We start from the raw sequence: 26,993 nt of genomic DNA, 5'->3' as shown, positions 1-26,993 counted from the left end.
TATCATGGCTAGCGAGAAGATCACTGCTTTGATTGAAGAGGTTAAGGGCCTGACTGTTCTGGAGCTGTCCGAGCTGGTGCACGCTCTGGAGGAGGAGTTCGGCGTTTCCGCTGCTGCTATGGCCGCTCCCGCTGCTGGTGGCGCTGCCGGCGGCGAGGCTGCTGCTGAGAAGACCGAGTTCGACGTGGTTCTGGCCGGCTTCGACGCTGCTGCTAAGATCAAGGTCATCAAGGTTGTCCGCGAGATCACCGGCCTGGGCCTGGCTGACGCCAAGGGCCTGGTCGAGGGCGCTCCCAAGGCTCTGAAGGAGGGTGTCTCCAAGGACGAGGCCGAGGAGATGAAGAAGAAGCTCGAGGAGGCCGGCGCCAAGGTCGAGCTGAAGTAAGAGTTTCTCTTGCTGTACTGCAACGTGCGTGTCCCAATCGGGGCACGCACGTTTTTTTATGCCCTTTGACGGCGGACGGATCAAATGCTATGATGGGATAACGTTAAGAAATTGCTAAGAAATGCCCCTGGAAAACCATAAGAAGCGCCTGTTATCCTATCCTTGCCGGAAGGAGATCGGGACCGATCGGGGAAGTTCAAACGGTGGAGGAGATGTCTAGATGGAAGCGTGTGTACTGGTAGTAGATGACGACCGGGAGATCGTCCAGGCCATTGCCCTGCTGCTGGAGAAGGAGGGATACCGGGTGCTGCGGGCCTACAACGGCCTGGAGGCACTGGAGCTGGCCTGTGAGCGCTCGGTACAGCTCATCCTGCTGGACGTGATGATGCCCAGGCTGGACGGGCTCTCCGCACTGATGAAGATCCGGGAGAAACGGAACCTGCCCATCATCGTGCTCTCTGCCAAGAGTGAGGACAGCGACAAGATCCTGGGACTCTCCATGGGGGCGGACGACTATGTGTCCAAGCCCTACAATCCCCAAGAGCTGCTGGCCCGGGTCCGCAGTCAGCTGCGTCGGTATACCCGGCTGGGGGACGTCCATGCGGAAGAGCGGAGCGGAGAGATCGTCAACGGCCGTCTTACCTATTTGCCGGAGGCGCTGGAGCTTCGGGTGGATGGAGAACCGGTCCGACTCACCGCTACTGAGACTCGCATCGTGGATCTGTTGATGCGCAATCTGGGACGGATCTTTCCGGCTGAGGAGATCTACCGCCGGGTGTGGGACGGGGAGGAGGCCTATGCCTCGGAAAACACGGTCATGGTCCATATCCGGCACATCCGGGAGAAGATCGAACTCAATCCAAAGGAACCGGAGTATTTAAAGGTGGTGTGGGGCATTGGATACAAAATGGAAAAAAAGTAAAGGTATTTTGAGTGTGCTGTTCCTCCTGATCGGACTGACGCTCATGGCCATTTTTGGAGGTATCGGACTGTTGGGCGCCCGTAGTCTGCACTTGAGAGACATTATGGACGGTTTCCACAGCGACTATCAGGATACCCGGCGCTTCCGCAGGGAGATCAGCTATGACCTGCATACCATGCTGGAGTTTGTGTTGACCGGGGAAGAGCCCTCCTGCTTCCAGGATGAAAACCTCCGCTGGGGGATTTGGAAGGACGAGAAGCTGCTGGCCAGCAACCTCAACGGCATCACGGGAAATCTGATGGGACATCAGGAACCGGGCTATAATTTCTATCTGGAGTACCGGGACGGCAAGGTGCAGATCTGGAAGGATGGTGCCGAGGTGGATGTCTATGGAGACGAAGTCTACCGGGACCGGTGGGAGCAGTGGGAACTGCCCGGCTACCGCAATCTGGACACCGAGCTCTTTGTGGGCGGAGGTTGGACCGACAGCGGCCAGGGCGTTGATCTCTCCAGCATCACTGGGGCAGCCACTCCCATGGCGACAGCGGTCCCTGAAGAGCCCGGCGGGGAGGAGCCTGCTGACGGCAGCGGGAAGCCGTGGGACGGCGTGACGATCCGGCTGGCGGCGGCCGAAACACCGGTGGATTTTTACGGCCCCAACACCAACAGGATCTATCAAGTGGCGGAGACCCTGAGATATAAGCGCCTTGCGGTATGTATCGTGGGAGGCTGCTTCCTGCTGGGTGTGGCGCTGGTGGTGTGGAGCCTCCTGTGGCGGCGCTGGATGGCGCTGACCTTCCGGGCGGCTGGACGCCTCACGGGGAAGATCTGGCTGGAGATCAAGCTGCTCCTCCTGGCGCTCCTGGTGGGACCGCTGATGGTGTCCCTGTCCTATATTGCTGATCCTATTTTCTTGGTCTTTGCCATCGGCCTGTGCTGGATTCTGGTGTTTTACCTCAACGACTTCCTCTGCAATCGGGGCCGTCTGTGCCGGGTGAGTTTCTGCGGCTGGCTGGCGGGAAAGCTGCGGGGAGATGGGTTGGACCTGCCCCTCCAGCGCCGGGCCATGCGGAGCGGAGTGGTCCACCTGATGGCCGTGGTGATTCTGGCCCTGGGGGCCGCGGCCTTTGACTTGGAGTTGTTTCTGTCGGCCTGGCGCAGCGGCTCTATCCGGATCTGGGTCCCATTCCTGATCGGGCTGGTGGGGCTGGTGCTGCTGGGGATCGTCTTTCTCCACTGGAAGGAGGAGCGGGCGATGATCGAAGACCTGGGGGCTCTCTCCGATCAGATCGAGGCGGTGCGCAGGAAACAGCAGGGGACCATGCTGGCGGCGGAGCGACCTCTGGCCGGGCTCTCCCAGGCGGTAGCCGACATCGACAGCGGCCTTCAGCAGGCGGTGGAGGAACGGCTGCGCAGCGAGCGGATGAAGGTAGAGCTCATCACCAACGTCTCCCACGACCTCAAGACCCCGCTGACCTCTATCCTGAGCTATGCGGCCCTTCTGGAAGAGGAGGAACTGCCTGACCATGTGCGGGACTACGTGACCATCCTCAACGACAAGGCCCAGCGCCTGAAGAACATGGTACAGGAGGTCTTTGACGTGAGCAAGGCGGCCTCCGGAAATCTGAATCTCCACTGGGAGGAGCTGGACCTGGCCAAGCTGCTGCGGCAGACCCTGGCCGACCAGGCCGAGCCCATCGCCGCAAGCGGTCTGGATCTGCGCACCCGGCTTCCGGCGGAGCCGGTCCTCATCCGGGCGGACGGCGACCGGCTCTACCGGGTCTTTCAAAACCTGATCCAGAATGTGCTCCAGTACAGTCTGGAGGGCTCCCGGGCCTACCTCACCCTGGAGACCAACGGGGAGAGCGGGCGGGTGTGCGTCCAGAACATCTCCCGGGAGGAATTGTCCCGGGAAAAGGACTTCACAGAGCGCTTTGTCCGGGGGGATGAGAGCCGCAGCGACGGCGGGAGCGGGCTTGGTCTGGCCATCGCCAAGAGCTTTACCGAGGCCTGCGGCGGAACCTTCCGGCTGCGGACCGACGCCGACCTCTTCACCGTGGAGGTGGAATTCCCGTGTGTCCAGCCCTCCCTTCCGGAAGGAACGGAGTCAGTATAAGCCAAATGCCCTGCGGATGGGAGGATGTCCCCGTCCGCAGGGCATTTCTATGGGAAAAGATGTGTACAAAATAGACAATCCACTTTACTTTCTGCGGGGATATGGTTATACTAATGTCTAGTAACTGCCAAACGGTGCGGCGAGGGCTCGCCGCTGAAAAGGGAAGCCGGTGAAAATCCGGCGCAGTCTTACCTCTACTGTAAGCGCGGACAAAGGCGTCAGACCCATTGGCTCTGCCGAGAAGGGACGCCGGCGGAAGAAGCGCAAGCCAGGAGACCTGCCTTTTGGCCGACGTCGCTCTTAGGTGGAGAGCGCCGCTGTTTGCCTGTGCAGATCTGCGGCCCGTCTCCTCTGGAGGCGGGCTTTTTCTGTGGGGAGGTGGAGCATGCCGAAGCTGGAATACTATATCCCGGTGGGGCGGCAGCGGCTGCGCTGCGGCTATACCACCGGCACCTGTGCCGCGGCGGCGGCACGGGGCGCGGCGCAGGCCCTGCTGACTGGTATTCGCCCGGCCGGAGTGGAGATCGACACCCCCGCCGGCGTGCGGGTGCAGGTGGAGCTGCTGGACTGGTCCGCTGGAGCGGACTGGGCCATGTGTGCCGTGGAAAAGGACGGCGGGGATGACCCGGATGTGACCGATGGCATGCGGATCTATGCCAGAGTCTCCCGGCGGAGCGACGGCACGCTGCGGGTGGACGGGGGAGAAGGTGTGGGCCGGGTGACCCGACCTGGGCTGGACCAGCCCCCCGGCGCGGCGGCCATCAATTCCACCCCCCGCCGGATGATCGCCGAGCAGCTCGCGGCCGCCCTGCGGGAGGCAGGGGACCACGGCGGACTGGAGGCGGTCATCTCCGTCCCCGGGGGAGAGGTGCTGGCCCGCAAGACTTTCAACCCACGGCTGGGGATCCAGGGTGGGATCTCCATCCTAGGGACCAGCGGGATCGTCCGCCCCATGAGCGAGGCGGCTCTGGTGGACTCCATCACGCTGGAGCTGGACATGGCCCATGCCGCCGGGGTACAGCACCTGCTGGTCACGCCGGGCAACTATGGGGAGGACTACGCCCGGGACCATCTGGGTCTGGAGACGGAGGGCTGCATCTCCTGCAGCAATTACCTGGGCGCAGCCATCGACCACGCGGCGGGGCTGGGCTTTTCCAGCTTCCTGCTGGTAGGGCATCTGGGCAAGCTGGTGAAGGTGGCCGGCGGCGCCATGAACACACACTCCCGGACGGCGGACGGCCGCCGGGAGACCATGGCCGCCCACGCCGCCCTGTGCGGCGCGCCCCGGGGGCTGGTGGAACGGATCTTTGAAGCTGCCACTACCGACGCGGCCCTGGAGCTTCTGGAGGAGGCGGGGCTGCGGGAGGACGTGATGGCCTCTCTGACCAGGGCGCTCTATGAGAACCTCCGCCATCGGGCGGGGGAGGAGATGGAAATTCAGGCGGTGGTCTTTTCCAACCGCTTTGGCCTGCTGGGGCAGACCCCGGGGGCCAGTGAACTGCTGGCGCGCCACAGGCGCGGGGAAGGAGAATCCTTATGATCCATTTTATTGGCGCCGGACCGGGTGCGGCCGACCTGATCACGGTCCGGGGGGCCCGCCTTCTGGGGGAGGCCGACGTGATCATCTACGCGGGGAGCCTGGTCAATCCGGCCCTGCTGGAGTACCGCAAAGAGGGCTGTCAGGTCTATGACAGCGCCTCCATGACCCTGGAGGAGGTTCTGGCCGTCATGCGGGAGACCGAGGCGGCGGGCAAGACCACCGTCCGGCTCCACACAGGGGACCCCTCCCTCTACGGGGCCATCCGGGAGCAGATGGACGCCCTGGATGTGGATGGGATCTCCTACGATGTGACGCCGGGCGTCTCCTCCTTCTCCGGCGCGGCGGCCGCCCTTCAGGCGGAGTACACCCTGCCTGATGTCTCCCAGAGCGTCATCATCACCCGTATGGCCGGGCGGACGCCGGTGCCCGAGGGAGAGGCACTGCGCAAGATGGCCAGCCACGGCTGCACCATGGTGCTCTTCCTCTCCACGGGCCTGCTGGAGGAGGTGGAGCGGGAGCTGATGGCGGGGGGATATGCCCCCGACACCCCGGCGGCCATCGTCTACAAGGCCACCTGGCCAGAGGAGCGGGTGTTCCGCTGTACGGTTTCCACCCTGGCGGAGACCGCCCGTACCAACGGCGTCACCAAGACCGCCCTCATCACCGTGGGACGGTTCCTGGGAGAGGACTATGAGCGCTCCAAGCTCTATGACCCGACCTTTACCCACGGCTGCCGGAAGGGGATCGAGGTATGAGACTGGCCCTCACCGCCTTCACCCGCCGGGGATATGGTCTGGCCTGCTCCCTGGCCCGGGCACTGGAGGAACAGGGGGAGGAAGTGAAGCTGGCCCTCCCGGCACGGCTGGCCCAGGAACTGGGGACAGCCTCCTATGAGCGGCTGGCCGACTGGACGGGAGCGCGCTTTACCGACTGCGAGGGGCTCCTCTTTGTGGGGGCCTGCGGCATCGCGGTCCGGGCCATCGCCCCCTGGGTGAGGGACAAGTATACCGACCCCGCCGTGGTCAGTGTGGACGAGGGAGGGGCCTGGGTGGTCCCACTCCTCTCCGGCCATGTAGGCGGAGCCAACGACCTGGCCCGCCGGGTGGCCCGGCTCACGGGCGGCACGGCAGCCATCTCCACCGCCACTGATGTGAACGGGCGTTTCGCGGTGGATAGCTGGGCAAAGTGTAAAGGTTTATACATTGACAGTAAAATGGCGGCCAAACGGGTGTCCGCTGCCCTTCTGGCGGGGGATTCCGTAGGGCTGCAAAGTGATTTTCCTATACAGGGAGAGCGGCCGGAGGGCCTCTCGTCGGGGCCGTCTGAGGTGGGGATCGTCCTGACTGCGGATGTGGAAAAGGCACCCTGCCCGGTGACCCTGCGTCTTGTCCCACCGGTGCTCACCCTTGGCATCGGCTGCCGGAAGGGAACCAGCGCCGAGGCCATTGCCCGGGCGGTGGAGGAGACCCTGAAGGCCTTCCGGCTCCATCCGCGCGCGGTGTTCCAGGTGAGCACCATTGATCTGAAACAGGAGGAGCCGGGGCTGCTGGAGTTCTGCCGGACCCAAGGGCTGCCCCTGCGGGTCTGGACGGCGGAGGAACTGGCCGAGACACCAGGAGCCTTTACCCCCTCCGCCTTTGTCCGCTCGGTGACCGGGGTGGACAATGTCTGCGAGCGTGCCGCCGTGCGGGCGGGGGGAGCGCTGTTGGTCCCCAAGCAGGCGGCAGACGGGGTCACCGTTGCGGTGGCCCGGCGGCCATGGGCCGTCTCATTTGAAGAAGGAAGCGAGGAAACACCATGCGAGTGACCGTGATAGGACTGGGCCCCGGCGCCGGGGCCGATTTGACCGGGCGGGCCGTGGAGGCGCTGGAGCGCTGCGACCTGATCGTGGGCTACACCGCCTATATTGCCCTGCTGGAGGGGCAGTTCCCCGACAAGGAGCGCCGCTCCACCGGTATGCGCCGGGAGGTGGACCGCTGCCGTATGGCGGTGGAGGAGGCAGCGGCCGGCCGGGATGTGGCCCTGGTCTGCTCCGGCGACTCGGGGGTGTACGGTATGGCGGCCCTGGTGTACGAGGTATCCCGGGACTATCCGCCCATCGAGATCGAGGTGGTCCCCGGCATCACCGCCGCCTGTGGGGGAGCCGCCGTACTGGGCGCGCCCCTGACCCACGACTTTGCAGTGGTCTCCCTCTCCGACCTGATGACTCCCTGGGAGACCATCGAAAATCGCCTGCGCCTGGCGGCCCGGGCCGACTTTGTGCTCTGCCTCTACAATCCCTCCAGCCGGAGCCGGGCCGACTATCTCCAGCGGGCCTGTGACATCCTGCTGGAGGAGAAGAGCCCGGATACCGTGTGCGGCTATGTCCGCAACATCGGCCGCGCCGGGGAGGAGGCCCATACCTGCACCCTTGCCCAGCTGCGGGAGACCCAGGTGGACATGTTTACCACGGTCTTTGTGGGCAACCGGCAGACCTGCCTCATCGGCGGAAAGATGGTCACCCCCCGGGGCTACCTCCAGCGGGGGATGTGAGATGGAGGTCCTGCTCTTTGGCGGCACCACGGAGGGCCGGGAGCTGGCCCTGTGGCTGGCCCAGCGGGACTGCCGGGTGACCGTCTGTGTGGCCACCGACTACGGGGCCACACTCCTGCCCGAGGGGGAGGGGATCGCGGTCCACACCGGACGGCTGGACGCGGCAGGAATGGAGGAGCTGATGAAAAGCCGCCCCTTCTGCTGCGTGGCCGACGCCACCCACCCCTATGCCGTACAGGTCACCGCCCAGATCCGCGCCTGCTGTGAGAAGCTGGACCTGCCCTACCGGCGGATCGTTCGAGCGGAAGAGGGGGCGGGGGACTTCCTGCGCTGTGCCAGCCTGACCGACGCCGCCGAGCTGTGCCGGGAGCTGCCGGGGAACATCCTGCTCACCACGGGCAGCAAGGAGCTCGCTCCCTTCGCCCAGCCAGGGCTGCGGGAGCGATGCTATCCCCGGGTGCTGCCCAGCGTGTCCTCTCTGGAGGCCTGTCAGGCAGCGGGGTTTCCACCGAAACAGATCATCGCCATGCAGGGGCCCTTTTCGGCGGAGCTTAACCGGGCCGTGATCCGGCAGCTGGATATCTCCGTGCTGGTGACCAAGGAGAGCGGTGCGGCCGGAGGATTTGAAGAGAAGTGCGCGGCGGCCCGGGACACGGGCTGCCGGCTGATCGTGGTGGAGCGTCCCACCCGGGAGCGGGGGGAGACGCTGGCGGAATTTCAAAGGAACTGGGAGGTGCAGCGGCCATGAAAGTCTATCTGATCGGCGTGGGCATGGGAAATCCGGACACCCTCACCGGGGAGGCCCGGAGGGCCATCGAGGAGAGCCGGGTGCTCCTGGGCGCCCCCCGGCTGCTGGAGCCCTGGAGCGGGGAGAAACCGGCTCATCCCCTCATCCGCCCGCGGGAGATCCTCGCCGCCCTGGAAGGGGAGAGCGACGGCCCGGCGGCCGTCCTCCTCTCCGGAGATACGGGCTTTTACAGCGGGGCAAAGGCGCTCTGGCCCCTGCTGGAGGGGTACGAGGTACATACCATCCCGGGCATCTCCTCTCTCTCTTACTTCTGTGCCCGGCTCAACACCACCTGGCAGGATGTCCACTGGGTGAGCGCCCATGGACGTACCCACAACGCGGTGGGGGAGATTCAGAGCCACCGGCGCACCTTTGTTCTCACGGGAGGTGAGACCCGGGCCCAGGACCTGTGTGCGCAGCTGTGCAGCCGGGGCTTGGGTGATGTGCGGATCTGGGTTGGGGAGCGGCTCTCCTACCCGGAGGAGCGCATCTGTGCCGGGACGGCCCAGTCCCTGGCGGGGGAGGAGTTTGCCGATCTCGCCGTGCTGCTGGCCGAGCATCCCCACCCGGTGGAGCGATCCGCCGCCGCGCCCGGTCTGCCCGACAGCGCCTTTCAGCGGGGAAAGGTGCCCATGACCAAGGAGGAGGTCCGCGCCCTCGTGGTCTCCAAGCTCCGTCCGGAGCGGGAGAGCGTGATCTGGGACGTGGGGGCGGGCACCGGCTCGGTGTCGGTGGAGTGCGCCCTGGCCGCCCCGGCCGGAGTGGTCTACGCGGTGGAGCGGCGGAGCGAGGGCCTGGAGCTCATCGCTCAGAACGCCGCGGCCCTGGGCGCCTCCAACGTGATCCCGGTGCCCGGGACCGCCCCCGAGGCCCTGGCGGAGCTGCCGCCCCCCGACCGGGTCTTTGTGGGGGGAAGCGGGGGTGCCCTGCGGGCCATCCTGGCCGCCGCGTTGGACAAGCGCCCCGGCCTCCGGGCGGTGGTGTCGGCCGTGACTTTGGAGACCCTCCAGGAGGCGGTGTCGGCCTTTGAGGAACTGCATTTTCAGGATGTGGACCTGGTCCAGGTGGCGGTCACCCGGACCCGGAAGGCGGGAAGCTACCACATGATGGAGGCCCAGAATCCGGTGTGGCTCATCAGCGGAACGGGGGGAGCGGAATGAATCCTCCCCGTCTGCTCTTTGCCGCCCCCGCCAGCGGGTGCGGTAAAACCACGGTGACCTGCGCCGTACTCCAGGCCCTGGTAAACCGGGGACTGGATCCGGTGGCCTTCAAATCGGGGCCGGACTACATCGACCCCATGTTCCACGCGGAGGTGCTGGGGGTGCCCTCCCGCAACCTGGACCTCTTTCTGATGGGGGAACAGGCGGTGCGCCGCTCTCTGTGTCAGAACTGCGCCGGCCATGGACCCGCCATCCTGGAGGGGGCCATGGGCTACTACGACGGCGCGGCCCTCTCCAGTGAGCTCAGCGCCTGGAATCTGGCCCACCGGACCGCCACGCCGGCGGTACTGGTGGTGGACGGACGGGGCGCGGCCCGCTCTCTGGCGGCAGTGGTGAAGGGCTTCTGTGCGCTGGAGGAGGAACACGGCATCCGCGGGGTGCTCTTCAACCGGGTCTCCCCCATGTTCTACCCCGCCCTGAAGGACTGCGTGGAGGAGGAGACCGGCATCCCGGTTTACGGCTACCTTCCGGTTCTCCCCGACGCCTCCCTGGAGAGCCGTCATCTGGGCCTTATCACGGCCGCAGAGGTGTCCGATCTGCGGGGAAAGCTCTCTGCCCTGGCTGCCCAGGCCGAGAAGAGCATAGACCTGGACGGCCTTCTGGCCCTGGCCCGGTCGGCCCCCGACCTGCCGCCGGAAGAGGAGAACATCCCCGCCTCCCATCCGTCCCGGCCCCGCATCGCCGTGGCCCGGGACGAGGCATTTTGCTTCTACTACGCCGACGCCCTGGAGCTGTTGGAGAAACTGGGGGCCGAGCTGGTCCCCTTCTCCCCGCTGCGGGACGAGGGACTTCCGGAGGGATGCGCCGGGCTCTATCTGGGGGGCGGCTATCCCGAGCTCTACGGAGCGGCGCTGGCCAACAATACCGCCATGCGCCGGGCAGTGCGCCTTGCAGTGAATCGCGGGATGCCCACCGTGGCCGAGTGCGGAGGCTTTCTCTACCTCCACCGGACCCTCTCCGACGCGGACGGGGTGGACCGCCCCCTGGCGGGAGCCCTGCCCGCCGCGGCCTGGAACCAGGGAAAGCTGGGGCGCTTTGGCTATATCACGCTGACGGCCCGGACGGAGGGCCTGCTCTGCGGGGCGGGGGAGAGCCTGCCGGCCCACGAGTTCCACTACTGGGAGAGCGACCGGCCGGGAGCAGATTTCCACGCCCAGAAGCCCAGAAGCAAGCGGGGGTGGGACTGTGCCTGGCATACGCCCACCCTCTATGCGGGATTTCCGCACGTACATTTTTGCGGCTGTCAACAGGCGGCGGAGCGATTTGTGGCCGCCTGTGCCAGATATCATGGGGAAAATGAGGGATGAACATGGGACTGTTGGAGAAGACCGTACGAGAGATCACGCCTGCCGATGAGCGGGCCGCGCAGGCCGCCCGCCGCCGGTGGGATTCCATCGCCAAGCCGCTGCACAGCCTGGGCCTTCTGGAGGATGCGGTGGTACGCATCGCGGCCATGGGCGGAAGCCCCGACGTAGACCTGAGCCGCCGGGCCATCGTGGCCATGTGCGCCGACCACGGCGTGGTGGCCGAGGGGGTGACCCAGACAGGACAGGAGGTCACCGCCATCGTCACAGAGAATATGTCCAAGGGGGATACCAGCGTCTGCTGCATGGCCCGGGTGGCTGGTGCCGAGCTGGTCCCGGTGGACATCGGCGTGGCCCGTCCGGTGGAGGGGGCGCGCATCCTTCAGCGCAACCTCATGCGGGGGACCCGCAATATGACCCGGGAGCCGGCCATGGACCGGGAGACCTGTGTCCGGGCCATCGAGACCGGCATCCAGATCGCGCAGGAGCTCTGTGCTTCCGGCGTAAAGCTCCTGGGTACCGGAGAGATGGGGATCGGCAACACCACGGCCTCTTCCGCCGTGGTCTCGGTGCTCCTGGGCGTGGAGCCGGAGACGGTCACCGGCCGGGGCGCGGGCCTCTCCTCGGAGGGGCTGGTGCGCAAGGTGGACGCCATCCGCCGGGCCGTGGCGGTGAACCAGCCCGATCCAACCGACCCGGTGGACGTGCTCTCCAAGGTGGGAGGACTGGATCTGGCCGGTCTGGCCGGGGTCTTCCTGGGCGGCGCGGCCTGCCGGGTACCCGTGCTGGTGGACGGGTTCATCTCGGCGGCGGCTGCCTTGTGCGCCGTGCGGCTTTGCCCGGCGGCGGGGGACTACCTGCTGGCCAGCCACGTCTCAGCGGAGCCCGCCGGGGAACTGCTGCTGGAGGCCCTGGGCCTGACCCCCTTCCTGCGGGCCAGAATGTGCCTGGGAGAGGGCACCGGGACGGCGGCGGTCATGCCTCTGCTGGATATGGCCCTGGCGGTCTACCGGGAGATGGCCACATTTGATGAGATCGAGGTGGAGGCTTACCAGCCGCTGACATGATACAATCCTTTTTTCAGACCAACCTGACCGCCCTGCTTCTGGGGTTTTGCCTGGATCTGCTGCTGGGGGACCCCCACTGGGCCCCCCACCCGGTCCGGGCCGTGGGACAGCTCATCGCGGGGCTGGAGGGGCCCCTGCGCCGCGTCTTTCCCAAAACCCCGGGAGGAGAGCGGGCCGGCGGTACGGCGCTGGTGGTCCTGGTGCTCTTTTTCTCCGTGGGGGTGACCGGACTGGTGCTCGCCCTGTGCGCCAGACTCCACCCGGCCCTGGACTTCGGGGTGCGGACCCTCTTGTGCTATCAGCTGCTGGCAGCCCGGTCCCTGCGGGATGAGAGCGGGAAGGTCTACCGCGCCCTCCGGGATGGAGACCTTCCGGGAGCCCGCCGGGCGGTGAGCATGATCGTGGGCCGGGACACCGAGAAGCTGGACGAGACCGGTGTGGCCAAGGCGGCGGTGGAGACGGTGGCCGAGAACGCCTCGGACGGCGTGGTGGCCCCCCTCTTCTACCTGGCCCTGGGCGGTCCTCTGGCCGGAATGGCCTACAAGGCGGTCAACACCATGGACTCCATGGTGGGCTACAAGAATGAGCGCTATCTCTACTTCGGGCGGACTGCGGCCCGGCTGGACGACGTCCTCAACTTCCTGCCCGCCCGGCTGGCGGGGGGGCTCATGTGCCTGAGCGCCTTTCTCACCGGATTTGACGGACCGGGGGCGATACGCATCTTCCGGCGGGACCGGAAGAACCACGCCTCTCCCAATTCGGCTCACACCGAGGCCGCCTGTGCCGGGGCCCTGCGGGTGCAGCTGGCCGGTCCGGCCGTGTACTTTGGCCGGAGGGTGGAGAAGCCCACCCTGGGCGACCCCATCCACCCGGTGGAGGCCCTGGACATCCTGCGGGCCAACCGGCTGATGTACGGCACGGCCTTTTTGTCCCTGCTCCTGCTGTGCGGGGTGCCGCTGATGGTCCTGCGCTTTCCCTTTTAAATCCCAAAAGGAGGGAGTCATCCCATGCCCATCTATACCCATGGCGGAGACATTTACGCCCAGTCCGGACCGGTGCTGGACTTCTCCGCCAACCAGAACCCGCTGGGGATGCCCCCTGCCGTGGCGGAGGCGGCCCGGGCGGCCGTCGTGGATGCCCAGCGCTACCCGGACAGTCTGTGCCGGGAGCTGCGCCGGGCCATTTCCCGGCGGGACGGCGTCCCGGCCGAGTGGATCTGCTGCGGAAATGGCGCGGCCGATGTGATCTTCCGGCTGTGCCTGGCTCTGCGGCCCCGCCGGGCACTGGTGACCGCCCCCACCTTCTCCGAGTATGCCCAGGCCGTGGAGGCGGCCGGGGGAGAGGTTGTCCGCTATCCCCTGGCCCGGGAGAATGGCTTTGCAGTGGATGAGGGCTTTGCCGCCGCCCTTTCGGGTGGGGTGGAGCTGGCCTTCCTGTGCAGCCCCAACAACCCAACCGGGCGGCGGGTGGCCCAGCCCGTGCTGGAGGCCATCCTCCGGCGGGCGGAGGAGGAGAAGGTCTGGCTGGTGGTGGATGAGTGCTTCCTCCACCTCTGCGACGGAGGCGGAGAGGGGCTGACCGCCCGGCTCTCGGATTTTCCGCGGCTGGTGCTCCTGCGGGCCTTCACCAAGTGCTACGCCATGCCCGGGCTGCGCCTGGGGTACTGTCTGACCGCCCATCCGGAGCTGCCCGAGCGGCTCTACCGGGTGGGGCAGCCCTGGAGCGTCTCAGCCCCCGCCCAGGCCGCCGGCATCGCCGCCTGCGCCTGTCCCGGATGGCCGGAGACGGCCATGGAGCAGGTCATCCGCCCCCAGCGCGCCCGGTTGACGGCGGCGCTGCGGGCCCTGGGCCTGACCGTGTGGGAGAGCGAGACCAACTACCTGCTCTTCTCCGCGCCCGGGCGGAGCGACCTCAAGGAGCGCCTGCTGGAACGAAGGGTGCTCATCCGCTCCTGCGCCAACTACCCCGGACTGGGGGCGTGCGACTACCGCATCGCCGTGCGGCTTCCGGAGGAAAACGACATTCTGCTCAACACCTTGAAGGAGGTACTGGACTGATGGCAAAGTGCATCATGGTACAGGGGACCACGTCCAACGCGGGGAAGAGCTTCCTGTGCGCCGCCCTCTGCCGGATCTTCCGGCAGGACGGGCTCCGGGCAGCCCCCTTCAAATCCCAGAACATGGCCCTCAACTCCTTCATCACCCGGGAGGGACTGGAGATGGGCCGGGCCCAGGTCATGCAGGCCGAGGCGGCGGGAATCGAGCCCTCCGTGCGGATGAACCCCATCCTGCTCAAGCCGGTGAGCGACGTGGGCTCCCAGCTCATCGTCAACGGCGTGCCCCGGGGCAACTGGAAGGCCCGGGACTATTTCGCCTACAAGCGGGAGCTCATCCCGGAGATCCTGGAGGCCTATGAGAGCCTGGCACGGGAATATGACGTGATCGTCATTGAGGGGGCAGGAAGCCCTGCCGAGATCAACCTGAAGGACGGGGACATCGTGAACATGGGCCTGGCCGCCATGGTGGACGCCCCGGTCCTCCTGTGCGGCGACATCGACCGGGGCGGGGTGTTTGCCTCCCTCTACGGCACGGCGGCTCTGCTGGAACCGGAGGAGCGGGCACGGCTCAAGGGATTTGTCATCAATAAATTCCGGGGAGACGTGGAGATCCTCCGCCCCGGCCTCTCCATGCTGGAGGAGCGTACCGGTATCCCCGTGACCGGCGTGGTGCCCATGGTGAACGTGGACCTGGACGACGAGGACTCCCTCTCCCAGCGGCTGGGGAACGGCGGCGGGGTGGGCCTCATCGACCTGGCGGTGATCCGGCTGCCCAAGCTCTCCAATTTCACCGACTTCAACCCCCTGGAGCGCATCCCCGAGGTCTCCCTCCGGTATGTGTCCAGCCCCGCCCAGCTGCGGGAGCCAGACCTCATCCTGCTCCCCGGCACCAAGAATACCCTGGACGACCTGCGCTGGCTGCGCGCCAGCGGTCTGGAGAGCGCCATCCGCAAACACGCCGCCCGGGGCGGCGCGGTGATCGGCATCTGCGGCGGATACCAGATGCTGGGGGAGGAGGTCTCCGACCCCGACAGCGTGGAGGGGGGCGGAAGCCTGCCCGGCCTGGGCCTGCTGCCCGGGCGCACCGTGTTCCGGGGAGAAAAGACCCGCACCCGGGTCCAGGGCGTCTTTCACGGCCTGGAGGGAATCTTTGCGGGCATGAACGGCGTGGCGTTCGAGGGCTATGAGATCCACATGGGCGAGACCGCCCGGGGCGATGCTGCCGGGAGCTGCGCCCGCCTCCACACCCTGGACGGCGTGGAGAAGGCCGACGGTCTGGCCCGGGGCAATGTGTGGGGCAGCTATGTCCACGGCCTTTTCGATCAGGGCGGCTGCGCCGGAGCGCTGGTCAACTGCCTGCGCCAGGCCAGAGGGCTGGGCGAGCAGGAGGCTGTCTTGGACTGGACGGACTACAAGGAGCGCCAGTATGACATTCTGGCCGACGCCGTGCGTGCGGGGCTGGATATGGAGCGGGTCTACCGCATTCTCAACCGGGAGGAATAGGACATGAGAGAGATCCACTTGCAGCGGGTGGCCCCCGCTGAGATCGAGGCCAGGAGTATGGAGATCATCGCCTCCGAGCTGGGGGAGCGGGACATCCCGGCCCCGCAGCTGGCCGTGGTGAAGCGGTGTATCCACACCAGCGCCGACTTTGACTATGCCGACAATCTGGTCTTTTCTCCCCATGCGGTGGAGCGGGGGGTGGAGGCCCTGCGGAAGGGCTGCACCATCGTCACCGACACCCAGATGGCCCGGGCTGGCATCAACAAGCGGGTGCTGGAGGGCTTTGGCGGCCGCGTGGTGTGCTTTATGTCCGACCCGGATGTGGCCGCCGAGGCCAGGGAGCGGGGGGAGACCCGCGCCACTGTCTCCATGGAGCGGGCCGCCGGGCTGGAAGGGCCCGTGGTCCTGGCCCTGGGCAACGCCCCCACCGCTCTGGTGCGGGCCTGCCAGCTGATGGAGGAGGGACGGCTCCGGCCTGAGCTGGTCATCGGTGTGCCGGTGGGCTTTGTCAACGTGGTGGAGTCCAAGGAACTGCTCCTCTCCATGGGAGGGGAGCACATCGTGGCCCGGGGCCGCAAGGGGGGGAGCAACATCGCCGCAGCCATCTGCAACGCCCTGCTCTACCTGGCCTCCGGAGACCGGAGAGAGTAATACGTGAGGTGAGATACCATGGGGAAAGCACTTCTGATGGTCTCCTTCGGGACCAGCTATCCCGAGACGCTGGAGAAGAACATCAGCCGCATCGAGGCGGCTGTGGCCGCCGCCCTGCCGGACCGGACGCTGTTCCGGGCCTTTACCAGCGGCATGATCCTGCGCAAGCTGGCGCGGCGGGACGGCGTACAGATCGACAATGTGGACCAGGCCCTGGAGCGCCTGGCCCGGGAGGGCTATGAGGACGTGCTCCTCCAGCCCACCCACATCCTCAATGGAGAGGAATATGACAAGCTCTGTGCCCAGGCACAGCCCTGGCGGGGGCGTTTTGCCCGCTTTGTGGTGGGCAAACCCCTGCTCACCACGGCGGAGGACTATCTGGCCGCAGCCGATGCGGTGATGGAATCCATCCCCGCTCCGGAGGCAGATGAGGCCCTGGTCTTTATGGGCCACGGCAGCGAGCATTTTGCCAATTCCGCCTATGCCCTGCTGGAGTATGCCCTCCACGACCGGGGCTGGGACCGGGCTTTTCTGGGGACGGTGGAGGGATACCCCACCCTGGACCAGGTCCTGCGCCGCCTGCGGGAGTGCAGCGGCGTGCGCCGGGTACGACTCCAGCCCTTCATGGTGGTGGCGGGGGACCACGCCGCCAACGACATGGCGGGCGAGGAAGAGGACTCCTGGAAGAGCCGCCTGGAGCGGGAGGGCTATACGGTGGAATGTGTGCTGCGGGGCCTGGGGGAATACCCGGCCTTCCGGGCCCTCTTTGCCGGCCACGCCCTGGCGGCCCAGGGGGAAGAAGAGGGAGACAAGCGCCCGGACTGAGCGCCGAGACGCTTTCTCACCGGAGCGTGCTCCGGGGATAGAAGAGACGGTCTGCGGTAACCGCCCTGCGGGGCGGTTTCAAAAGGGAAGACGGGTGAGAATCCCGCACAGTCCCGCTGCCGTGATGGAAGAGCAAACCCGCATACAAGTCACTGGCCCCTTCGGGCCGGGAAGACACGGGCGCGCCATGAGGCCAGAGTCGGAAGACCTGCCGCAGACCGCGCCGGCCATGCCGGCAAACCATACCGCTACGGATGATAGGAGGTGTGTTTCCCGTGAAGAAGCAGTGGAACTCAAAAGCCGGTACCGGGTGAGCCCGGGCGCAGGACCGGTCCCGCTGGGGCGGGACCTTTGACCAAAGTGCAAATTGGGAAAGGATGAATGTACCATGAAACGATTGGATTCCTGTGTCCGCCTGGCCGCCGCCCTGTGTATGGCGCTGGGCGTGCTCACCGTGAGCGCCTCGGCCATGCACATCGCCGAGGGCTATCTCCCCCGGCCCTGGGCCTTTGGCTGGATGGCCGTGTGCGTGCCCTTTGTGGCCGCCGGTATGCGCTCTATTCAGAAGAGGGTGCGGGACTACCCCCGGGCCAAGGTGCTGCTGGCCATGTGCGGCGCCTTCGCCTTTGTGCTCTCGGCCCTCAAGCTCCCCTCGGCCACCGGCTCCTGCTCGCACCCTACCGGTGTGGGACTGGGCGCCATCCTCTTCGGGCCCACCGCTACCACGGTGCTGGGGCTCATCGTGCTGCTGTTCCAGGCTCTTCTGCTGGCCCACGGCGGCATTACCACCCTGGGGGCCAATGTCTTCTCCATGGCCATCGTGGGGCCCTTTGTCTCCTGGGGGGTGTACCTGCTGCTCAAGAAGCTGAAGGCCCGCCCCGCCGTGGCGGTCTTCTGCGCCGCCGCGCTGGGGGACCTGGTGACCTATGTGACCACCTCGGTGCAGCTGGGCATGGTCTACGGAAACATCGGGGAGTATCTGACCATCTTTGCCGTCACCCAGCTCCCCCTGGCCGTGGCCGAGGGTCTGCTGACGGTAGTGGTCTTCAACGTGCTGGAGAAGTATGCCCGGGATGAGCTGCTGGAGCTCTCGGTGCTGTAAGGAGGGACGGAACATGAAAGTCTGGCAGAAAAATACCATCCTCATTTTGCTGGTGATCCTGTTGGCGGCGGCCCCTCTGTGGCTGTGCCGGGAGGCCGAGTTCGGCGGAGCCGACGGCATGGCCGCCGAGCTGGTGGAGGAGAGCGTGCCCGGGTTTGAACCCTGGTTTGAGCCCATCCTGGAGCCGGCCAGCGGCGAGATCGAATCCCTGCTCTTCGCCCTCCAGGCGGCGGTGGGGTCCGGCGTGGTGTGCTTTATCCTGGGCCGCATCACCGCCCGGAAACCGGACAACAAGGACGCGTGACCACATGGGGACCGATCGCTATGCCTATGCCTCCCGCCTGCGGCGGGTGGACGCCATCCCCAAGCTGTGGCTGTCGCTGATCCCCCTGCTCCTGTGCGTGTGCTGTGACAGCGCCGCCGTGGGAGTGGCCACCCTGCTTCTGATGGGGGGACTCAATGTGTGGCTGGGCGGGCAGAGGCTGAGGACGGTCCTCCGTTTTCTCAAGGTCCCGCTGGCCTTTCTGGCCGTGGGCTGTCTCACCATCCTGGTGCGTCCCCTCTCGCCGGAGGAGGGCGCACTGTGGGCGGTGGAGCTTCTGGGCCGCTTCCGCTGGGGGATCACGGCGGAATACCGGGATCTGAGTCTCATGGTGCTGTGTAAGGCCATGGGAGCGGTGTCGGCCATGTATTTTCTCTCCCTGAATACCCCCGTCACCGACGTGACCCTGGCCCTGGAGCGGCTGCGGGTGCCCAAGCTCCTGGTGGAGCTGATGGAGCTGATCTACCGCTTCATCTTTGTCCTCACGGACACCGCCGGACGCATCCGGGTGGCCCAGGAATCCCGGCTGGGCTACCAGGGCTGGCGCAGAAGCCTGGAGAGCATGGGGACGCTGGTCTCCATGCTCTTCCTCCGGGCCTGGCGGCAGGGGGAGCGCTCCTTTACCGCCCTGGAATCCCGGGGCTATAAGGGGCGTTTGGACACACTGCCTGCCGACGCCGTGCCGGGGAAGTGGCTCTATGCCGTGCTGGCCGGAGTGAGCGCGGCGCAGCTGGGCGCGCTGGCGCTGGAAAGGAGCTTGCTGGGATGAACTACGCCATCGAGACAAGGGAACTGTGCTATACCTATGAGGACGGCACTCGGGCCCTGGACGCCATCTCCATCCGGGCTGCCCGGGGGGCGGTCACAGGGATTCTGGGGGCCAACGGCGCAGGCAAGTCCACCCTCTTTCTCAACCTGAACGGGGTGCTCACTCCCTCCGGGGGGCAGGTGCTGCTGGACGGGAAGGAGGTATCCTATGCCCGCCGGGATCTGCCCGAATTGCGCCGGAAGGTGGGCATCGTCTTTCAGGACCCGGACGACCAGCTCTTCTCCGCCGACGTGTACCGGGACATCTCCTTCGGAGCGGTGAACCTGGGTCTGCCGCCGGAGGAGGTGCGCCGGCGGGTGGAGCTGGCCATGGAGCGCACGGGGGTGACCGCCCTGCGGGACAAGCCCACCCATGCCCTCTCCTATGGACAGAAGAAGCGGGTGGCCATCGCCGGGGTTTTGGTGATGGAGCCCAGCGTGATGATTTTGGATGAGCCCACCGCGGGATTGGATCCCCAGGGGGTGAGCGAGCTGATGCGCCTGCTCACCGCCCTGCGGGACCAGCTGGAGATGACCATTCTGCTGGCCACCCACGATATGGACATCGTGCCCCTCTACTGCGACTACGCCTATGTACTCAGCGGAGGGCGCGTGGCGGGGGAGGGAACGGCGGAGGAGCTGGTCTGCCAGCCCGGACTCCTGCGGGAAAACCACCTGCGTCTGCCCCGGATGGCCCATCTGATGGAGGTCCTGGCCCGGGAGGACGGGATGGATCTGCCCCGCTCGGCCGCCACCATTGGGGCGGTCCGCCGGGCCATATTAGAGCTGCTCAACAAGGAGGAAATGAGATGAAGCGAGGAATACTGTACGGCGTGGGGGTGGGTCCCGGGGACCCGGAGCTGCTCACCCTGAAGGCGGTGCGCATTCTGCGGGAGGCCGACGTGGTGGCCATGCCCGACAAGGGCAGCGGTGAGCAGACCGCCCGCAAGATCGTGCAGGCCTATATCGAGGGGAAGGAGCTCCTCTCCTGCCCCACCCCCATGGTGCGGGACAAGGAGGTGCTGGCGCAGAGCTATGAGGCAAACGCCGACACCTTGTGCGCCCTGCTGGATCAGGGGAAGAACGTGGCCTTCATCACCCTGGGAGACCCGTCGGTCTACTCCACCTATCTCTACATCCATGAGCGGGTGGCCGAGCGGGGCTACGAGGCCCGCCTGATCCCCGGCGTGCCCTCCTTCTGCGCCGTGGCCGCCCGGTTGGGCATCAGCCTGTGCCAGGGAGAGGAGCGGCTCCTCATCGTTCCGGCCAGCCACAGCGTGGAGGACTGCGTGGATTTCCCCGCCAATCAGATCTACATGAAGGCCGGACGGCGTCTGGGCGGACTCCTGGAGACGCTGGAGCAGCACGGACGGCTGGAGGGGGCCATGGCGGTCTCCAACTGCGGTATGGAGGAGGAGCAGGTCTGGCCCCGGGCGGCCGACATGGACCCGGAGAGCCGCTATTTCTCCGTCCTCTTCGCGCCGGGAAAGGACCGGGACTGAGATGGGCATTTATTATTGCGGCCTGAGCGACCGGCGGGCCCCCATCGCCCTGCGGGAGCGGCTCTCCTTTACCAAGGGACGGGTGGAGGAGGTCTGCGCCCAGCTGGCCCGCCGGCCCGGCATCCGGGGCTGTGTCCTCCTCTCCACCTGCAACCGCACCGAGCTCTACTGCTCCTGGGAGGGGGAGCTGCCCCCCGGACCCCAGCTCCTCTGCGAGGCTGCGGGGGTGGAACTCTCCCTCTTTGACGGAGCCTTCCGGACGCTGTCGGGGGAGGAGGCGGGACGCCACCTCTTTGAGGTGGCTGCCGGCCTGCGCTCCCGGATCTGGGGAGAGGATCAGATCCTCTCCCAGGTGCGGGAGGCTCTGACCATCGCCCGGCGGGCGGGGAGTACGGACAGCGTGCTGGAGACCCTCTTCCGCATTGCGGTGTCGGCCGGGAAGGAGCTGCGGAGCAAGGTCCGTGTGAGCGGCGTGTCCCCCTCCTCGGCGGCCCGGGCGGTGGAGGTCCTCCAGGCGGAGACCGGGGGTCTGGCCGGCAAGCGGGCGCTCGTCATCGGCAACGGGGAGATGGGACGGCTCTCGGCCCGGCTCCTGCGGGAGGCGGGGTGCGCCGTGACCGTGACCCTGCGTACCTACCGCCATGGGGAGACCGTGGTCCCCGCTGGGTGTGCTGTGGCCCCCTATGAGGAGCGCTACCAGGCCATGGAGGGAATGGATCTCCTCCTCTCGGCCACTACCAGTCCCCACTATACGGTGGGGGCAGAGGAGTACGACGCCCTCTCCCGGCCCCCGCGTCTGCTGGTGGATCTGGCCATCCCTCGGGACATCGCCCCCCAGGTGGGGGAGCGGGCAGACGTGACCCTCTACAACATCGACACCCTGGGCTGCGGCGTGGAGCGGGTGATCCCGCCGGAGGGGGAGGCCATCCTCACCGCCGCCATGGAGCGCTTCCGCCAGTGGGAGGGCTATCGCTCCAGCCTGGGGGCCATCGAAGAGGTCAAGGCGGCGGTGCTGGAGCGGGTGCTGGCCGCCGGATGCGCGGAGCTGGAGCCGGAAGAGGCCGCCGAACTGGCCGTGAGCCGGGCGGTGGAGCTGCTGGCCGGGAATCTGAAGGGCTGTTTGAGCGCGGAGGACCTGACCCACTGCGCCCGTAAGATCCGCGCCCACACCCGGGCATAGAGAGGAGGAAGGGCCATGGAACCAAACAGAATGCTGTTTCCCCTCTTTGTGGACCTGCGGGACAAGCGGGCCGTGGTGGTGGGCGGCGGAACGGTAGCCGCCCGGCGCACCGGTGTGCTGCTGCGCTTTGGGGCCCGGGTGCGGGTGGTGGCCCCTCAGGTGAAAGAGCGGCTGGAGGGCGCGGAGTATGTGCTGCGCCCCTACGCCCCGGGAGATCTGACCGGGGCGGACCTGGCGGTGGCCGCCACCGATGACCGCCAGGTGAACGCCGCGGTGGGGGAGGAGGCCCGGAGCCTGGGCATCCCTGTCAGCGTGGCCGACGCGCCCGGAGAGTGTACCTTTTTCTTTCCCGCCATCTGTGAGGGCGGAGAACTGATCGCCGGCATGGTCTCCCGCAACGGGGACCACCGGGCCGTGGCCGGAGCGGCCCGGGCGGTGCGCCGGACATTGGAGGAGTGGAAATGAGCGTGATCCGTATCGGAAGCCGGGAGAGCCTGCTGGCCGTCCGGCAATCCGAGCTGGTAATGGAGGCCATGCGCGCCCTCTGTCCCGGTGTGGAGCTGGAGCTGGTGACCATGAAGACCACCGGGGACAAGATCCTGGACCGGACGCTGGACCAGGTGGGCGGAAAGGGCCTGTTTGTCCGGGAGCTGGACGCGGCTCTGCTGGAGGGGCGGGTGGATATCACCGTCCACAGCCTCAAGGACCTGCCCATGGAGACCCATCCGGAGCTGCCGGTGGTGGCCTTTCCCCGCCGGGCCGATCCCCGGGATGTGCTGGTGTTGCCCGAGGGTGCGGCAGAGCTGGATCGGACGAAGCCCATCGGCTGTGCCAGCCGGCGGCGCGCGCTCCAGCTGGAACGCCTCTTTCCCGGAGTAGAAGTCCGGCCGGTCCGGGGGAATGTGCAGACCCGGCTGCGCAAGCTGGACAGCGGGGAGTACGGTGCCCTGGTCCTGGCATCCGCGGGACTGTGCCGCCTGGGACTGGAGGGGCGCATCGCCCGGTATTTTTCCACGGAAGAGATGCTCCCCGCCGCCGGGCAGGGCATCCTGGCCGTCCAGACCCGGCGGGACGCCCCGGCGTGGCTGGAGAGCCTGAATGACCCGGACGCCCGGGACTGTGCCCTGGCGGAGCGGGCCTTTGTGCGGGTACTGGACGGAGGATGTTCCTCTCCGGTGGCCGCCTACGCCGTGATCGAGGGTGAGGAGCTCCTCCTCACCGGTATGGATGAGACCGGCCGGCGGCAGACCATCCGGGGGAGCCGGCAGGAGGCCGAGGCCCTGGGCAGCCGCCTGGGCGCACGGATCAAGGAGGAGAAATGCCATGGGTAAGGTGATTCTGGTCGGAGCCGGCCCCGGAGATCCGGGCCTGCTCACCGTCAAGGGGCGGGAGGCTTTGGCCCAGGCCGATGTGGTGGTCTATGACCGCCTGGTGAGCCCCGCCATTCTGGACCTCATCCCGGCGAAGGCCCGGCGGATCGATGTGGGCAAGAACGCCGGATGCCACCCCGTGCCCCAGGAGGAGATCAACCGCATCCTCCTGGAGGAGGGGAGCGGGAACCAGGTGGTGGTCCGCCTCAAGGGGGGCGATCCCTTTCTCTTCGGGCGGGGCGGGGAGGAGCTGGAGCTCCTGGCCCGGCATGGCGTCCCCTTTGAGGAGGTGCCCGGCATTACCTCCGCCATTGCGGCCCCGGCCTACGCGGGCATCCCGGTGACCCACCGGGATTTCTGCTCCTCCCTCCACATCATCACCGGCCACCGCCGGGCGGGGGAGAAGCTGGATATCGACTTCGCGGCCCTGTGCCGCGCGAAGGGTACTCTGGTCTTTCTGATGGGGGTGTCGGCCCTTCCGGACATCTGCGCCGGGCTTCTGGCCGCCGGAATGGACGGCTCCACCCCGGCCGCCGTGGTGGAGCGGGGAACCACCCCCGACCAGCGGCGGATCTCCGCCACCCTGGAAGAGCTGCCCGCCCGGGCGGCCGCAGCGGAGGTGCGCAGCCCCGCCGTCATCGTGGTAGGGGGCGTGTGTGCCCTGGCGGAGGAATTTGACTGGTTTGACCGGCTCCCCCTGCGGGGCAAGCAGGTGGTGGTCACCCGGCCCCGGGAGCGCGCCGGGACGCTGACCGGACGGCTGCGTGCCCTGGGGGCCCAGGTGTGGGAGCACCCCTGCATCGAGACCATCCCCCTTTCACCTTGTCCCGAGATGGAGGAGGCGCTGGGGCACCTGGAGCGGTATGAGTGGCTGGCGCTCACCAGCCCCGCCGGGGCCGAGTTCCTCTGGGCGGCTCTGGAGCGGATGGGTCTGGACGCCAGAGCGCTGGCCGGGGTGCACCTGGCTGCCATCGGGCCGGGGACCGCCCGTGCGCTGGCCGGGCATGGATTGAAGGCCGACCTGATCCCGGAGGTCTACGACGCATCCCACCTGGGCGAGGCGCTGGCCGCCCAGGCTGCGGGCAGGGTCCTCCTCCTGCGTGCCAGGGAGGGATCCCCCGCCTTGACGCAGGCGCTGGAACGCGCTAAACTGGAATATAACGACGTGGCTATCTATGAGACCTGCTACCGCAATCCCAAGAGCCAGGCTCTGCGGGAGGCGGTGGAGGAGAGCCGGGTGGATCTGGTGACCTTTACCTCGGCCTCCACGGTGAAGGGATTTCTCGCCACGGTGGGGGAGGGGGCCGACCTCTCCCGCATCACCGGCATATGCATCGGGGAGCAGACCGCCGCCGAGGCCCGGCGCAGCGGCATCCCCGTCCGGGTGGCCCGTTCGGCCACTCTGGAGGCCCTGACCGAGTGCGCGGTGGAGTGCGCCCGGGGGTGAGCCCGTCTGACAAGCAAGAAAAACAAGGAGGCCATTTCCATGGACCTGAGCATTCGGCCCCGCCGCCTGCGGGGCAATGAGAGCATCCGGAAGCTGTGCCGGGAGACCCGTCTCTCCCCCGACAGCCTGATCTATCCCATCTTTGTGGACGAGACTCTGACGGGCACCCGCCCCATCCCTTCGCTGGAGGGACAGCTCCACTACGGGCTGGACAGCGTGGGACAGGCGGTGGAGGACTGTCTGGCTCACGGGGTGGGCCGGTGCATCCTCTTTGGCCTGCCGGAGCACAAGGACGCCACGGGCTCCTCCGCCTGGGATGAGCACGGCGTGGTGCAGGAGGCGGTGCGCCTCATCAAGCGGTCCTATCCCGACTTCTATGTCATCACCGACGTGTGCATGTGCGAGTACACCGACCACGGCCACTGCGGGGCTCTGTGCGGCCACAGCGTGGACAACGACGCCACGCTGGAGCTGCTGGCTAAGACCGCGCTCTCCCACGCCCGGGCGGGTGCCGATATGGTGGCTCCCTCCGACATGATGGACGGCCGTGTGGCGGCCATCCGGGCCAGACTGGACGAGCACGGGTTCCAGAATGTGCCCATCCTGTCCTACTCGGCCAAGTACGCCTCGGCCTTTTACGGCCCCTTCCGGGCGGCGGCCGGCTCCGCCCCCTCCTTCGGGGACCGGAAGGGATACCAGATGGACCCCCATAACCGGAAAGAGGCCCTCAAGGAGTGCGCACTGGATGTGGAGGAGGGGGCCGACCTGCTGATGGTCAAGCCCGCGCTCCCCTATCTGGATGTGATCCGGGAGTGTGCCGATGCCTTCCGCCTGCCCCTGTGTGCCTACCAGGTGTCGGGAGAGTACGCCATGATCAAGGCGGCAGCCCGGGAGGGGCTCATCGACGAGCACCGGGTCATGTGTGAGAGCGCCGTGTCCATCTTCCGGGCAGGGGCCAATATGCTCATTACCTACTATGCCAAGGAGCTGGCCGACGCCATGCGGAAGGGGGAGATCGGATGATGAACCGGCACAAAACCTCTCAGGAGCTCTTTGCGGAGGCCCTCAAGGTGCTCCCCGGCGGCGTCAACTCTCCCGTGCGGGCCTTCCGTGCGGTGGACATGGCCCCCCGCTTCATTGCCCGCGCCAACGGCCCGTACATCTACGACGTGGAGGGGCGCGGCTACATCGACTATGTCTGCTCCTGGGGTCCCATGATCCTGGGGCACAACCACCCGGTCATCCGGGAGGCGGTGGAGCGGGCCGTCAAGGACGGACTCAGCTTCGGCGCTCCCACTGAGCGGGAGGTGGAGATCGCCCAGCTCATGGTGGAGCTGGTCCCCAACATCGACATGGTGCGCATGGTCAACTCGGGAACGGAGGCCGTCATGTCGGCCATCCGTCTGGCCCGGGGAGCCACCGGACGGGATAAGATCATCAAGTTTGAGGGCTGCTACCACGGGCACAGCGACTGCCTGCTGGTGGGAGCGGGTTCCTCCGCCCTGGCGGGAGGACATCCCACCTCGGCGGGCGTGCCCCAGGACGTGGTGCGCCACACCCTGACCGCCCAATTCAACGACCTGGACAGCGTGGAGCGTCTGCTGGAGGCCAATCGGGGCGAGGTGGCCTGCGTCATCGTGGAGCCCGTGGCGGCCAACATGGGCGTTGTGAACCCCGCACCCGGCTTCCTGAGCGGTCTGCGGACCCTGTGTGACAAGTATGGTGCTCTGCTGGTCTTTGACGAGGTCATCACCGGCTTCCGGCTGGCGCTGGGCGGGGCCCAGGCCTATTTCGGCGTGCGGGCCGACATTGTGACCTTTGGAAAGATCATCGGCGGCGGCATGCCGGTGGGGGCCTACTGCGCACGGCGGGAGCTGATGGAAGAGGTGGCCCCCTGCGGTCCGGTCTATCAGGCGGGCACCCTCAGCGGCAACCCGGTGGCCATGGCCGCGGGACTGGCCCAGCTGAGCTGGCTGAAGAGCCATCCGGAGATCTATTCCATGATTGAGGAGAAAGCCCTCTGGCTGGCCCGGGAGTTCCGGGCGCTGGCGGAAAATCACGGGGTGGCCGTCTCCATCAACCAGATCGGCAGCCTGCTCTCTCCCTTCTTCACACCCAGCAGTGTGAGCACCTTTGTGGATGCCAAGGGGAGCGATGTGGGGATGTACGCCCGGTATTTCGCCGGAATGCTGGAGCGGGGCGTCTACCTGGCTCCCGCCCAGTTTGAGGCCATGTTCCTCTCGGCAGCCCACACCGAGGAGCTGCTGGAGCACACCCGCGTTGCGGCGGACGAGGTCTTTGCCGCGCTGTAACTAGGAAAACAAGAGCCCCCGCAGAATAAAAATTCTGCGGGGG

27 protein-coding genes and 2 riboswitches are annotated in these 26,993 nt (G+C 67.0%); all 27 genes read left to right on the top strand.

What is annotated here, in order from left to right; translation table 11 throughout:
• The first annotated feature begins 4 nt into the window (after positions 1 to 4).
• Positions 5 to 385: a 50S ribosomal protein L7/L12 gene (gene rplL / locus H8S34_RS00720; protein ID WP_101693464.1), complete on the top strand. Its 381-nt coding sequence runs from the start codon at positions 5 to 7 to the stop codon at positions 383 to 385.
• 220 nt (positions 386 to 605) lie between these two features.
• Positions 606 to 1,307, top strand: coding sequence for a response regulator transcription factor (locus H8S34_RS00715; protein WP_101693463.1), 702 nt, complete (start codon positions 606 to 608; stop codon positions 1,305 to 1,307).
• Between the two features lie 91 nt (positions 1,308 to 1,398).
• Entirely contained in the window at positions 1,399 to 3,423 is a 2,025-nt protein-coding gene (locus tag H8S34_RS00710) for a sensor histidine kinase (protein WP_186962781.1), read from the top strand.
• Between the two features lie 115 nt (positions 3,424 to 3,538).
• Positions 3,539 to 3,722, top strand: a riboswitch (cobalamin riboswitch).
• Between the two features lie 86 nt (positions 3,723 to 3,808).
• A complete protein-coding gene (cbiD, locus tag H8S34_RS00705; protein WP_186962780.1) occupies positions 3,809 to 4,963 on the top strand; it encodes a cobalt-precorrin-5B (C(1))-methyltransferase CbiD in 1,155 nt (384 codons plus the stop codon).
• Positions 4,960 to 5,718, top strand: coding sequence for a precorrin-4 C(11)-methyltransferase (gene cobM / locus H8S34_RS00700; protein WP_101693460.1), 759 nt, complete (start codon positions 4,960 to 4,962; stop codon positions 5,716 to 5,718). Before cbiD ends, cobM begins: the two co-directional genes overlap by 4 nt.
• Positions 5,715 to 6,770: a cobalt-precorrin 5A hydrolase gene (locus H8S34_RS00695; protein WP_186962779.1), complete on the top strand. Its 1,056-nt coding sequence runs from the start codon at positions 5,715 to 5,717 to the stop codon at positions 6,768 to 6,770. The genes cobM and H8S34_RS00695 overlap by 4 nt, the downstream gene beginning before the upstream one ends.
• Complete coding sequence (gene cobJ / locus H8S34_RS00690) at positions 6,761 to 7,495, top strand: precorrin-3B C(17)-methyltransferase (RefSeq protein WP_101693458.1); 735 nt, start codon at positions 6,761 to 6,763, stop codon at positions 7,493 to 7,495. Before H8S34_RS00695 ends, cobJ begins: the two co-directional genes overlap by 10 nt.
• Position 7,496: 1 nt before the next feature.
• A complete protein-coding gene (gene cobK / locus H8S34_RS00685; RefSeq protein WP_186962778.1) occupies positions 7,497 to 8,243 on the top strand; it encodes a precorrin-6A reductase in 747 nt (248 codons plus the stop codon).
• The gene (gene cbiE, locus H8S34_RS00680) at positions 8,240 to 9,442 is read left to right on the top strand and encodes a precorrin-6y C5,15-methyltransferase (decarboxylating) subunit CbiE (protein ID WP_101693456.1); all 1,203 of its coding nucleotides are present in this window, start codon (positions 8,240 to 8,242) and stop codon (positions 9,440 to 9,442) included. Before cobK ends, cbiE begins: the two co-directional genes overlap by 4 nt.
• Entirely contained in the window at positions 9,439 to 10,809 is a 1,371-nt protein-coding gene (locus tag H8S34_RS00675; protein WP_186962777.1) for a cobyrinic acid a,c-diamide synthase CobB, read from the top strand. Before cbiE ends, H8S34_RS00675 begins: the two co-directional genes overlap by 4 nt.
• A gap of 2 nt (positions 10,810 to 10,811) precedes the next feature.
• Positions 10,812 to 11,873, top strand: coding sequence for a nicotinate-nucleotide--dimethylbenzimidazole phosphoribosyltransferase (gene cobT, locus H8S34_RS00670; RefSeq protein WP_101693454.1), 1,062 nt, complete (start codon positions 10,812 to 10,814; stop codon positions 11,871 to 11,873).
• On the top strand, positions 11,870 to 12,856 hold the full coding sequence (cbiB, locus tag H8S34_RS00665; protein WP_186962776.1) for an adenosylcobinamide-phosphate synthase CbiB: 987 nt from the start codon (positions 11,870 to 11,872) through the stop codon (positions 12,854 to 12,856). The genes cobT and cbiB overlap by 4 nt, the downstream gene beginning before the upstream one ends.
• 24 nt (positions 12,857 to 12,880) lie before the next feature.
• On the top strand, positions 12,881 to 13,930 hold the full coding sequence (locus H8S34_RS00660; RefSeq protein WP_186962775.1) for a pyridoxal phosphate-dependent aminotransferase: 1,050 nt from the start codon (positions 12,881 to 12,883) through the stop codon (positions 13,928 to 13,930).
• Positions 13,930 to 15,432, top strand: coding sequence for a cobyric acid synthase (locus tag H8S34_RS00655; protein ID WP_186962774.1), 1,503 nt, complete (start codon positions 13,930 to 13,932; stop codon positions 15,430 to 15,432). Before H8S34_RS00660 ends, H8S34_RS00655 begins: the two co-directional genes overlap by 1 nt.
• Before the next feature lie 3 nt (positions 15,433 to 15,435).
• On the top strand, positions 15,436 to 16,083 hold the full coding sequence (locus H8S34_RS00650; protein WP_101693450.1) for a precorrin-8X methylmutase: 648 nt from the start codon (positions 15,436 to 15,438) through the stop codon (positions 16,081 to 16,083).
• Positions 16,084 to 16,101: 18 nt separating this feature from the next.
• Positions 16,102 to 16,908 (top strand): sirohydrochlorin cobaltochelatase, encoded by an 807-nt coding sequence (locus tag H8S34_RS00645; RefSeq protein ID WP_101693449.1) that lies wholly within the window; start codon positions 16,102 to 16,104, stop codon positions 16,906 to 16,908.
• Between the two features lie 37 nt (positions 16,909 to 16,945).
• Positions 16,946 to 17,138: riboswitch (cobalamin riboswitch) on the top strand.
• Positions 17,139 to 17,296: 158 nt separating this feature from the next.
• Entirely contained in the window at positions 17,297 to 18,010 is a 714-nt protein-coding gene (locus H8S34_RS00640) for an energy-coupling factor ABC transporter permease (protein ID WP_186962773.1), read from the top strand.
• A gap of 13 nt (positions 18,011 to 18,023) precedes the next feature.
• The gene (locus H8S34_RS00635) at positions 18,024 to 18,314 is read left to right on the top strand and encodes an energy-coupling factor ABC transporter substrate-binding protein (protein ID WP_101693447.1); all 291 of its coding nucleotides are present in this window, start codon (positions 18,024 to 18,026) and stop codon (positions 18,312 to 18,314) included.
• Between the two features lie 4 nt (positions 18,315 to 18,318).
• Entirely contained in the window at positions 18,319 to 19,101 is a 783-nt protein-coding gene (cbiQ, locus tag H8S34_RS00630) for a cobalt ECF transporter T component CbiQ (protein ID WP_101693446.1), read from the top strand.
• Positions 19,098 to 19,952 (top strand): ATP-binding cassette domain-containing protein, encoded by an 855-nt coding sequence (locus H8S34_RS00625; RefSeq protein ID WP_186962772.1) that lies wholly within the window; start codon positions 19,098 to 19,100, stop codon positions 19,950 to 19,952. The genes cbiQ and H8S34_RS00625 overlap by 4 nt, the downstream gene beginning before the upstream one ends.
• A complete protein-coding gene (cobI, locus tag H8S34_RS00620; protein ID WP_186962771.1) occupies positions 19,949 to 20,641 on the top strand; it encodes a precorrin-2 C(20)-methyltransferase in 693 nt (230 codons plus the stop codon). Before H8S34_RS00625 ends, cobI begins: the two co-directional genes overlap by 4 nt.
• A gap of 1 nt (position 20,642) precedes the next feature.
• Positions 20,643 to 21,821, top strand: coding sequence for a glutamyl-tRNA reductase (gene hemA / locus H8S34_RS00615; RefSeq protein ID WP_243207865.1), 1,179 nt, complete (start codon positions 20,643 to 20,645; stop codon positions 21,819 to 21,821).
• 15 nt (positions 21,822 to 21,836) lie between these two features.
• Complete coding sequence (locus H8S34_RS15065) at positions 21,837 to 22,286, top strand: precorrin-2 dehydrogenase/sirohydrochlorin ferrochelatase family protein (protein WP_243207864.1); 450 nt, start codon at positions 21,837 to 21,839, stop codon at positions 22,284 to 22,286.
• Positions 22,283 to 23,152, top strand: coding sequence for a hydroxymethylbilane synthase (hemC, locus tag H8S34_RS00610; RefSeq protein ID WP_101693443.1), 870 nt, complete (start codon positions 22,283 to 22,285; stop codon positions 23,150 to 23,152). Before H8S34_RS15065 ends, hemC begins: the two co-directional genes overlap by 4 nt.
• Positions 23,145 to 24,638: a uroporphyrinogen-III C-methyltransferase gene (cobA, locus tag H8S34_RS00605; protein WP_186962770.1), complete on the top strand. Its 1,494-nt coding sequence runs from the start codon at positions 23,145 to 23,147 to the stop codon at positions 24,636 to 24,638. The genes hemC and cobA overlap by 8 nt, the downstream gene beginning before the upstream one ends.
• 39 nt (positions 24,639 to 24,677) lie before the next feature.
• On the top strand, positions 24,678 to 25,661 hold the full coding sequence (gene hemB, locus H8S34_RS00600) for a porphobilinogen synthase (protein ID WP_101693441.1): 984 nt from the start codon (positions 24,678 to 24,680) through the stop codon (positions 25,659 to 25,661).
• Entirely contained in the window at positions 25,661 to 26,950 is a 1,290-nt protein-coding gene (hemL, locus tag H8S34_RS00595; protein ID WP_101693440.1) for a glutamate-1-semialdehyde 2,1-aminomutase, read from the top strand. Before hemB ends, hemL begins: the two co-directional genes overlap by 1 nt.
• The last annotated feature ends 43 nt before the right edge of the window (positions 26,951 to 26,993 follow it).

It is taken from the genome of Pseudoflavonifractor hominis, from assembly GCF_014288125.1.
In the GTDB taxonomy this organism is placed as follows: domain Bacteria; phylum Bacillota; class Clostridia; order Oscillospirales; family Oscillospiraceae; genus Pseudoflavonifractor_A; species Pseudoflavonifractor_A gallinarum.
This window is presented reverse-complemented; position numbering and strand designations above follow the sequence as displayed.

What these genes read in the sequence shown, in the direction of transcription:
- rplL (WP_101693464.1), top strand. Translation starts at nt 5, where the DNA reads ATGGCTAGCGAGAAGATCACTGCTTTGATTGAAGAGGTTAAGGGCCTG.
- H8S34_RS00715 (WP_101693463.1), top strand. Translation starts at nt 606, where the DNA reads ATGGAAGCGTGTGTACTGGTAGTAGATGACGACCGGGAGATCGTCCAG.
- cbiD (WP_186962780.1), top strand. Translation starts at nt 3,809, where the DNA reads ATGCCGAAGCTGGAATACTATATCCCGGTGGGGCGGCAGCGGCTGCGC.
- cobM (WP_101693460.1), top strand. Translation starts at nt 4,960, where the DNA reads ATGATCCATTTTATTGGCGCCGGACCGGGTGCGGCCGACCTGATCACG.
- H8S34_RS00695 (WP_186962779.1), top strand. Translation starts at nt 5,715, where the DNA reads ATGAGACTGGCCCTCACCGCCTTCACCCGCCGGGGATATGGTCTGGCC.
- cobJ (WP_101693458.1), top strand. Translation starts at nt 6,761, where the DNA reads ATGCGAGTGACCGTGATAGGACTGGGCCCCGGCGCCGGGGCCGATTTG.
- cobK (WP_186962778.1), top strand. Translation starts at nt 7,497, where the DNA reads ATGGAGGTCCTGCTCTTTGGCGGCACCACGGAGGGCCGGGAGCTGGCC.
- cbiE (WP_101693456.1), top strand. Translation starts at nt 8,240, where the DNA reads ATGAAAGTCTATCTGATCGGCGTGGGCATGGGAAATCCGGACACCCTC.
- H8S34_RS00675 (WP_186962777.1), top strand. Translation starts at nt 9,439, where the DNA reads ATGAATCCTCCCCGTCTGCTCTTTGCCGCCCCCGCCAGCGGGTGCGGT.
- cobT (WP_101693454.1), top strand. Translation starts at nt 10,812, where the DNA reads ATGGGACTGTTGGAGAAGACCGTACGAGAGATCACGCCTGCCGATGAG.
- cbiB (WP_186962776.1), top strand. Translation starts at nt 11,870, where the DNA reads ATGATACAATCCTTTTTTCAGACCAACCTGACCGCCCTGCTTCTGGGG.
- H8S34_RS00660 (WP_186962775.1), top strand. Translation starts at nt 12,881, where the DNA reads ATGCCCATCTATACCCATGGCGGAGACATTTACGCCCAGTCCGGACCG.
- H8S34_RS00655 (WP_186962774.1), top strand. Translation starts at nt 13,930, where the DNA reads ATGGCAAAGTGCATCATGGTACAGGGGACCACGTCCAACGCGGGGAAG.
- H8S34_RS00650 (WP_101693450.1), top strand. Translation starts at nt 15,436, where the DNA reads ATGAGAGAGATCCACTTGCAGCGGGTGGCCCCCGCTGAGATCGAGGCC.
- H8S34_RS00645 (WP_101693449.1), top strand. Translation starts at nt 16,102, where the DNA reads ATGGGGAAAGCACTTCTGATGGTCTCCTTCGGGACCAGCTATCCCGAG.
- H8S34_RS00640 (WP_186962773.1), top strand. Translation starts at nt 17,297, where the DNA reads ATGAAACGATTGGATTCCTGTGTCCGCCTGGCCGCCGCCCTGTGTATG.
- H8S34_RS00635 (WP_101693447.1), top strand. Translation starts at nt 18,024, where the DNA reads ATGAAAGTCTGGCAGAAAAATACCATCCTCATTTTGCTGGTGATCCTG.
- cbiQ (WP_101693446.1), top strand. Translation starts at nt 18,319, where the DNA reads ATGGGGACCGATCGCTATGCCTATGCCTCCCGCCTGCGGCGGGTGGAC.
- H8S34_RS00625 (WP_186962772.1), top strand. Translation starts at nt 19,098, where the DNA reads ATGAACTACGCCATCGAGACAAGGGAACTGTGCTATACCTATGAGGAC.
- cobI (WP_186962771.1), top strand. Translation starts at nt 19,949, where the DNA reads ATGAAGCGAGGAATACTGTACGGCGTGGGGGTGGGTCCCGGGGACCCG.
- hemA (WP_243207865.1), top strand. Translation starts at nt 20,643, where the DNA reads ATGGGCATTTATTATTGCGGCCTGAGCGACCGGCGGGCCCCCATCGCC.
- H8S34_RS15065 (WP_243207864.1), top strand. Translation starts at nt 21,837, where the DNA reads ATGGAACCAAACAGAATGCTGTTTCCCCTCTTTGTGGACCTGCGGGAC.
- hemC (WP_101693443.1), top strand. Translation starts at nt 22,283, where the DNA reads ATGAGCGTGATCCGTATCGGAAGCCGGGAGAGCCTGCTGGCCGTCCGG.
- cobA (WP_186962770.1), top strand. Translation starts at nt 23,145, where the DNA reads ATGGGTAAGGTGATTCTGGTCGGAGCCGGCCCCGGAGATCCGGGCCTG.
- hemB (WP_101693441.1), top strand. Translation starts at nt 24,678, where the DNA reads ATGGACCTGAGCATTCGGCCCCGCCGCCTGCGGGGCAATGAGAGCATC.
- hemL (WP_101693440.1), top strand. Translation starts at nt 25,661, where the DNA reads ATGAACCGGCACAAAACCTCTCAGGAGCTCTTTGCGGAGGCCCTCAAG.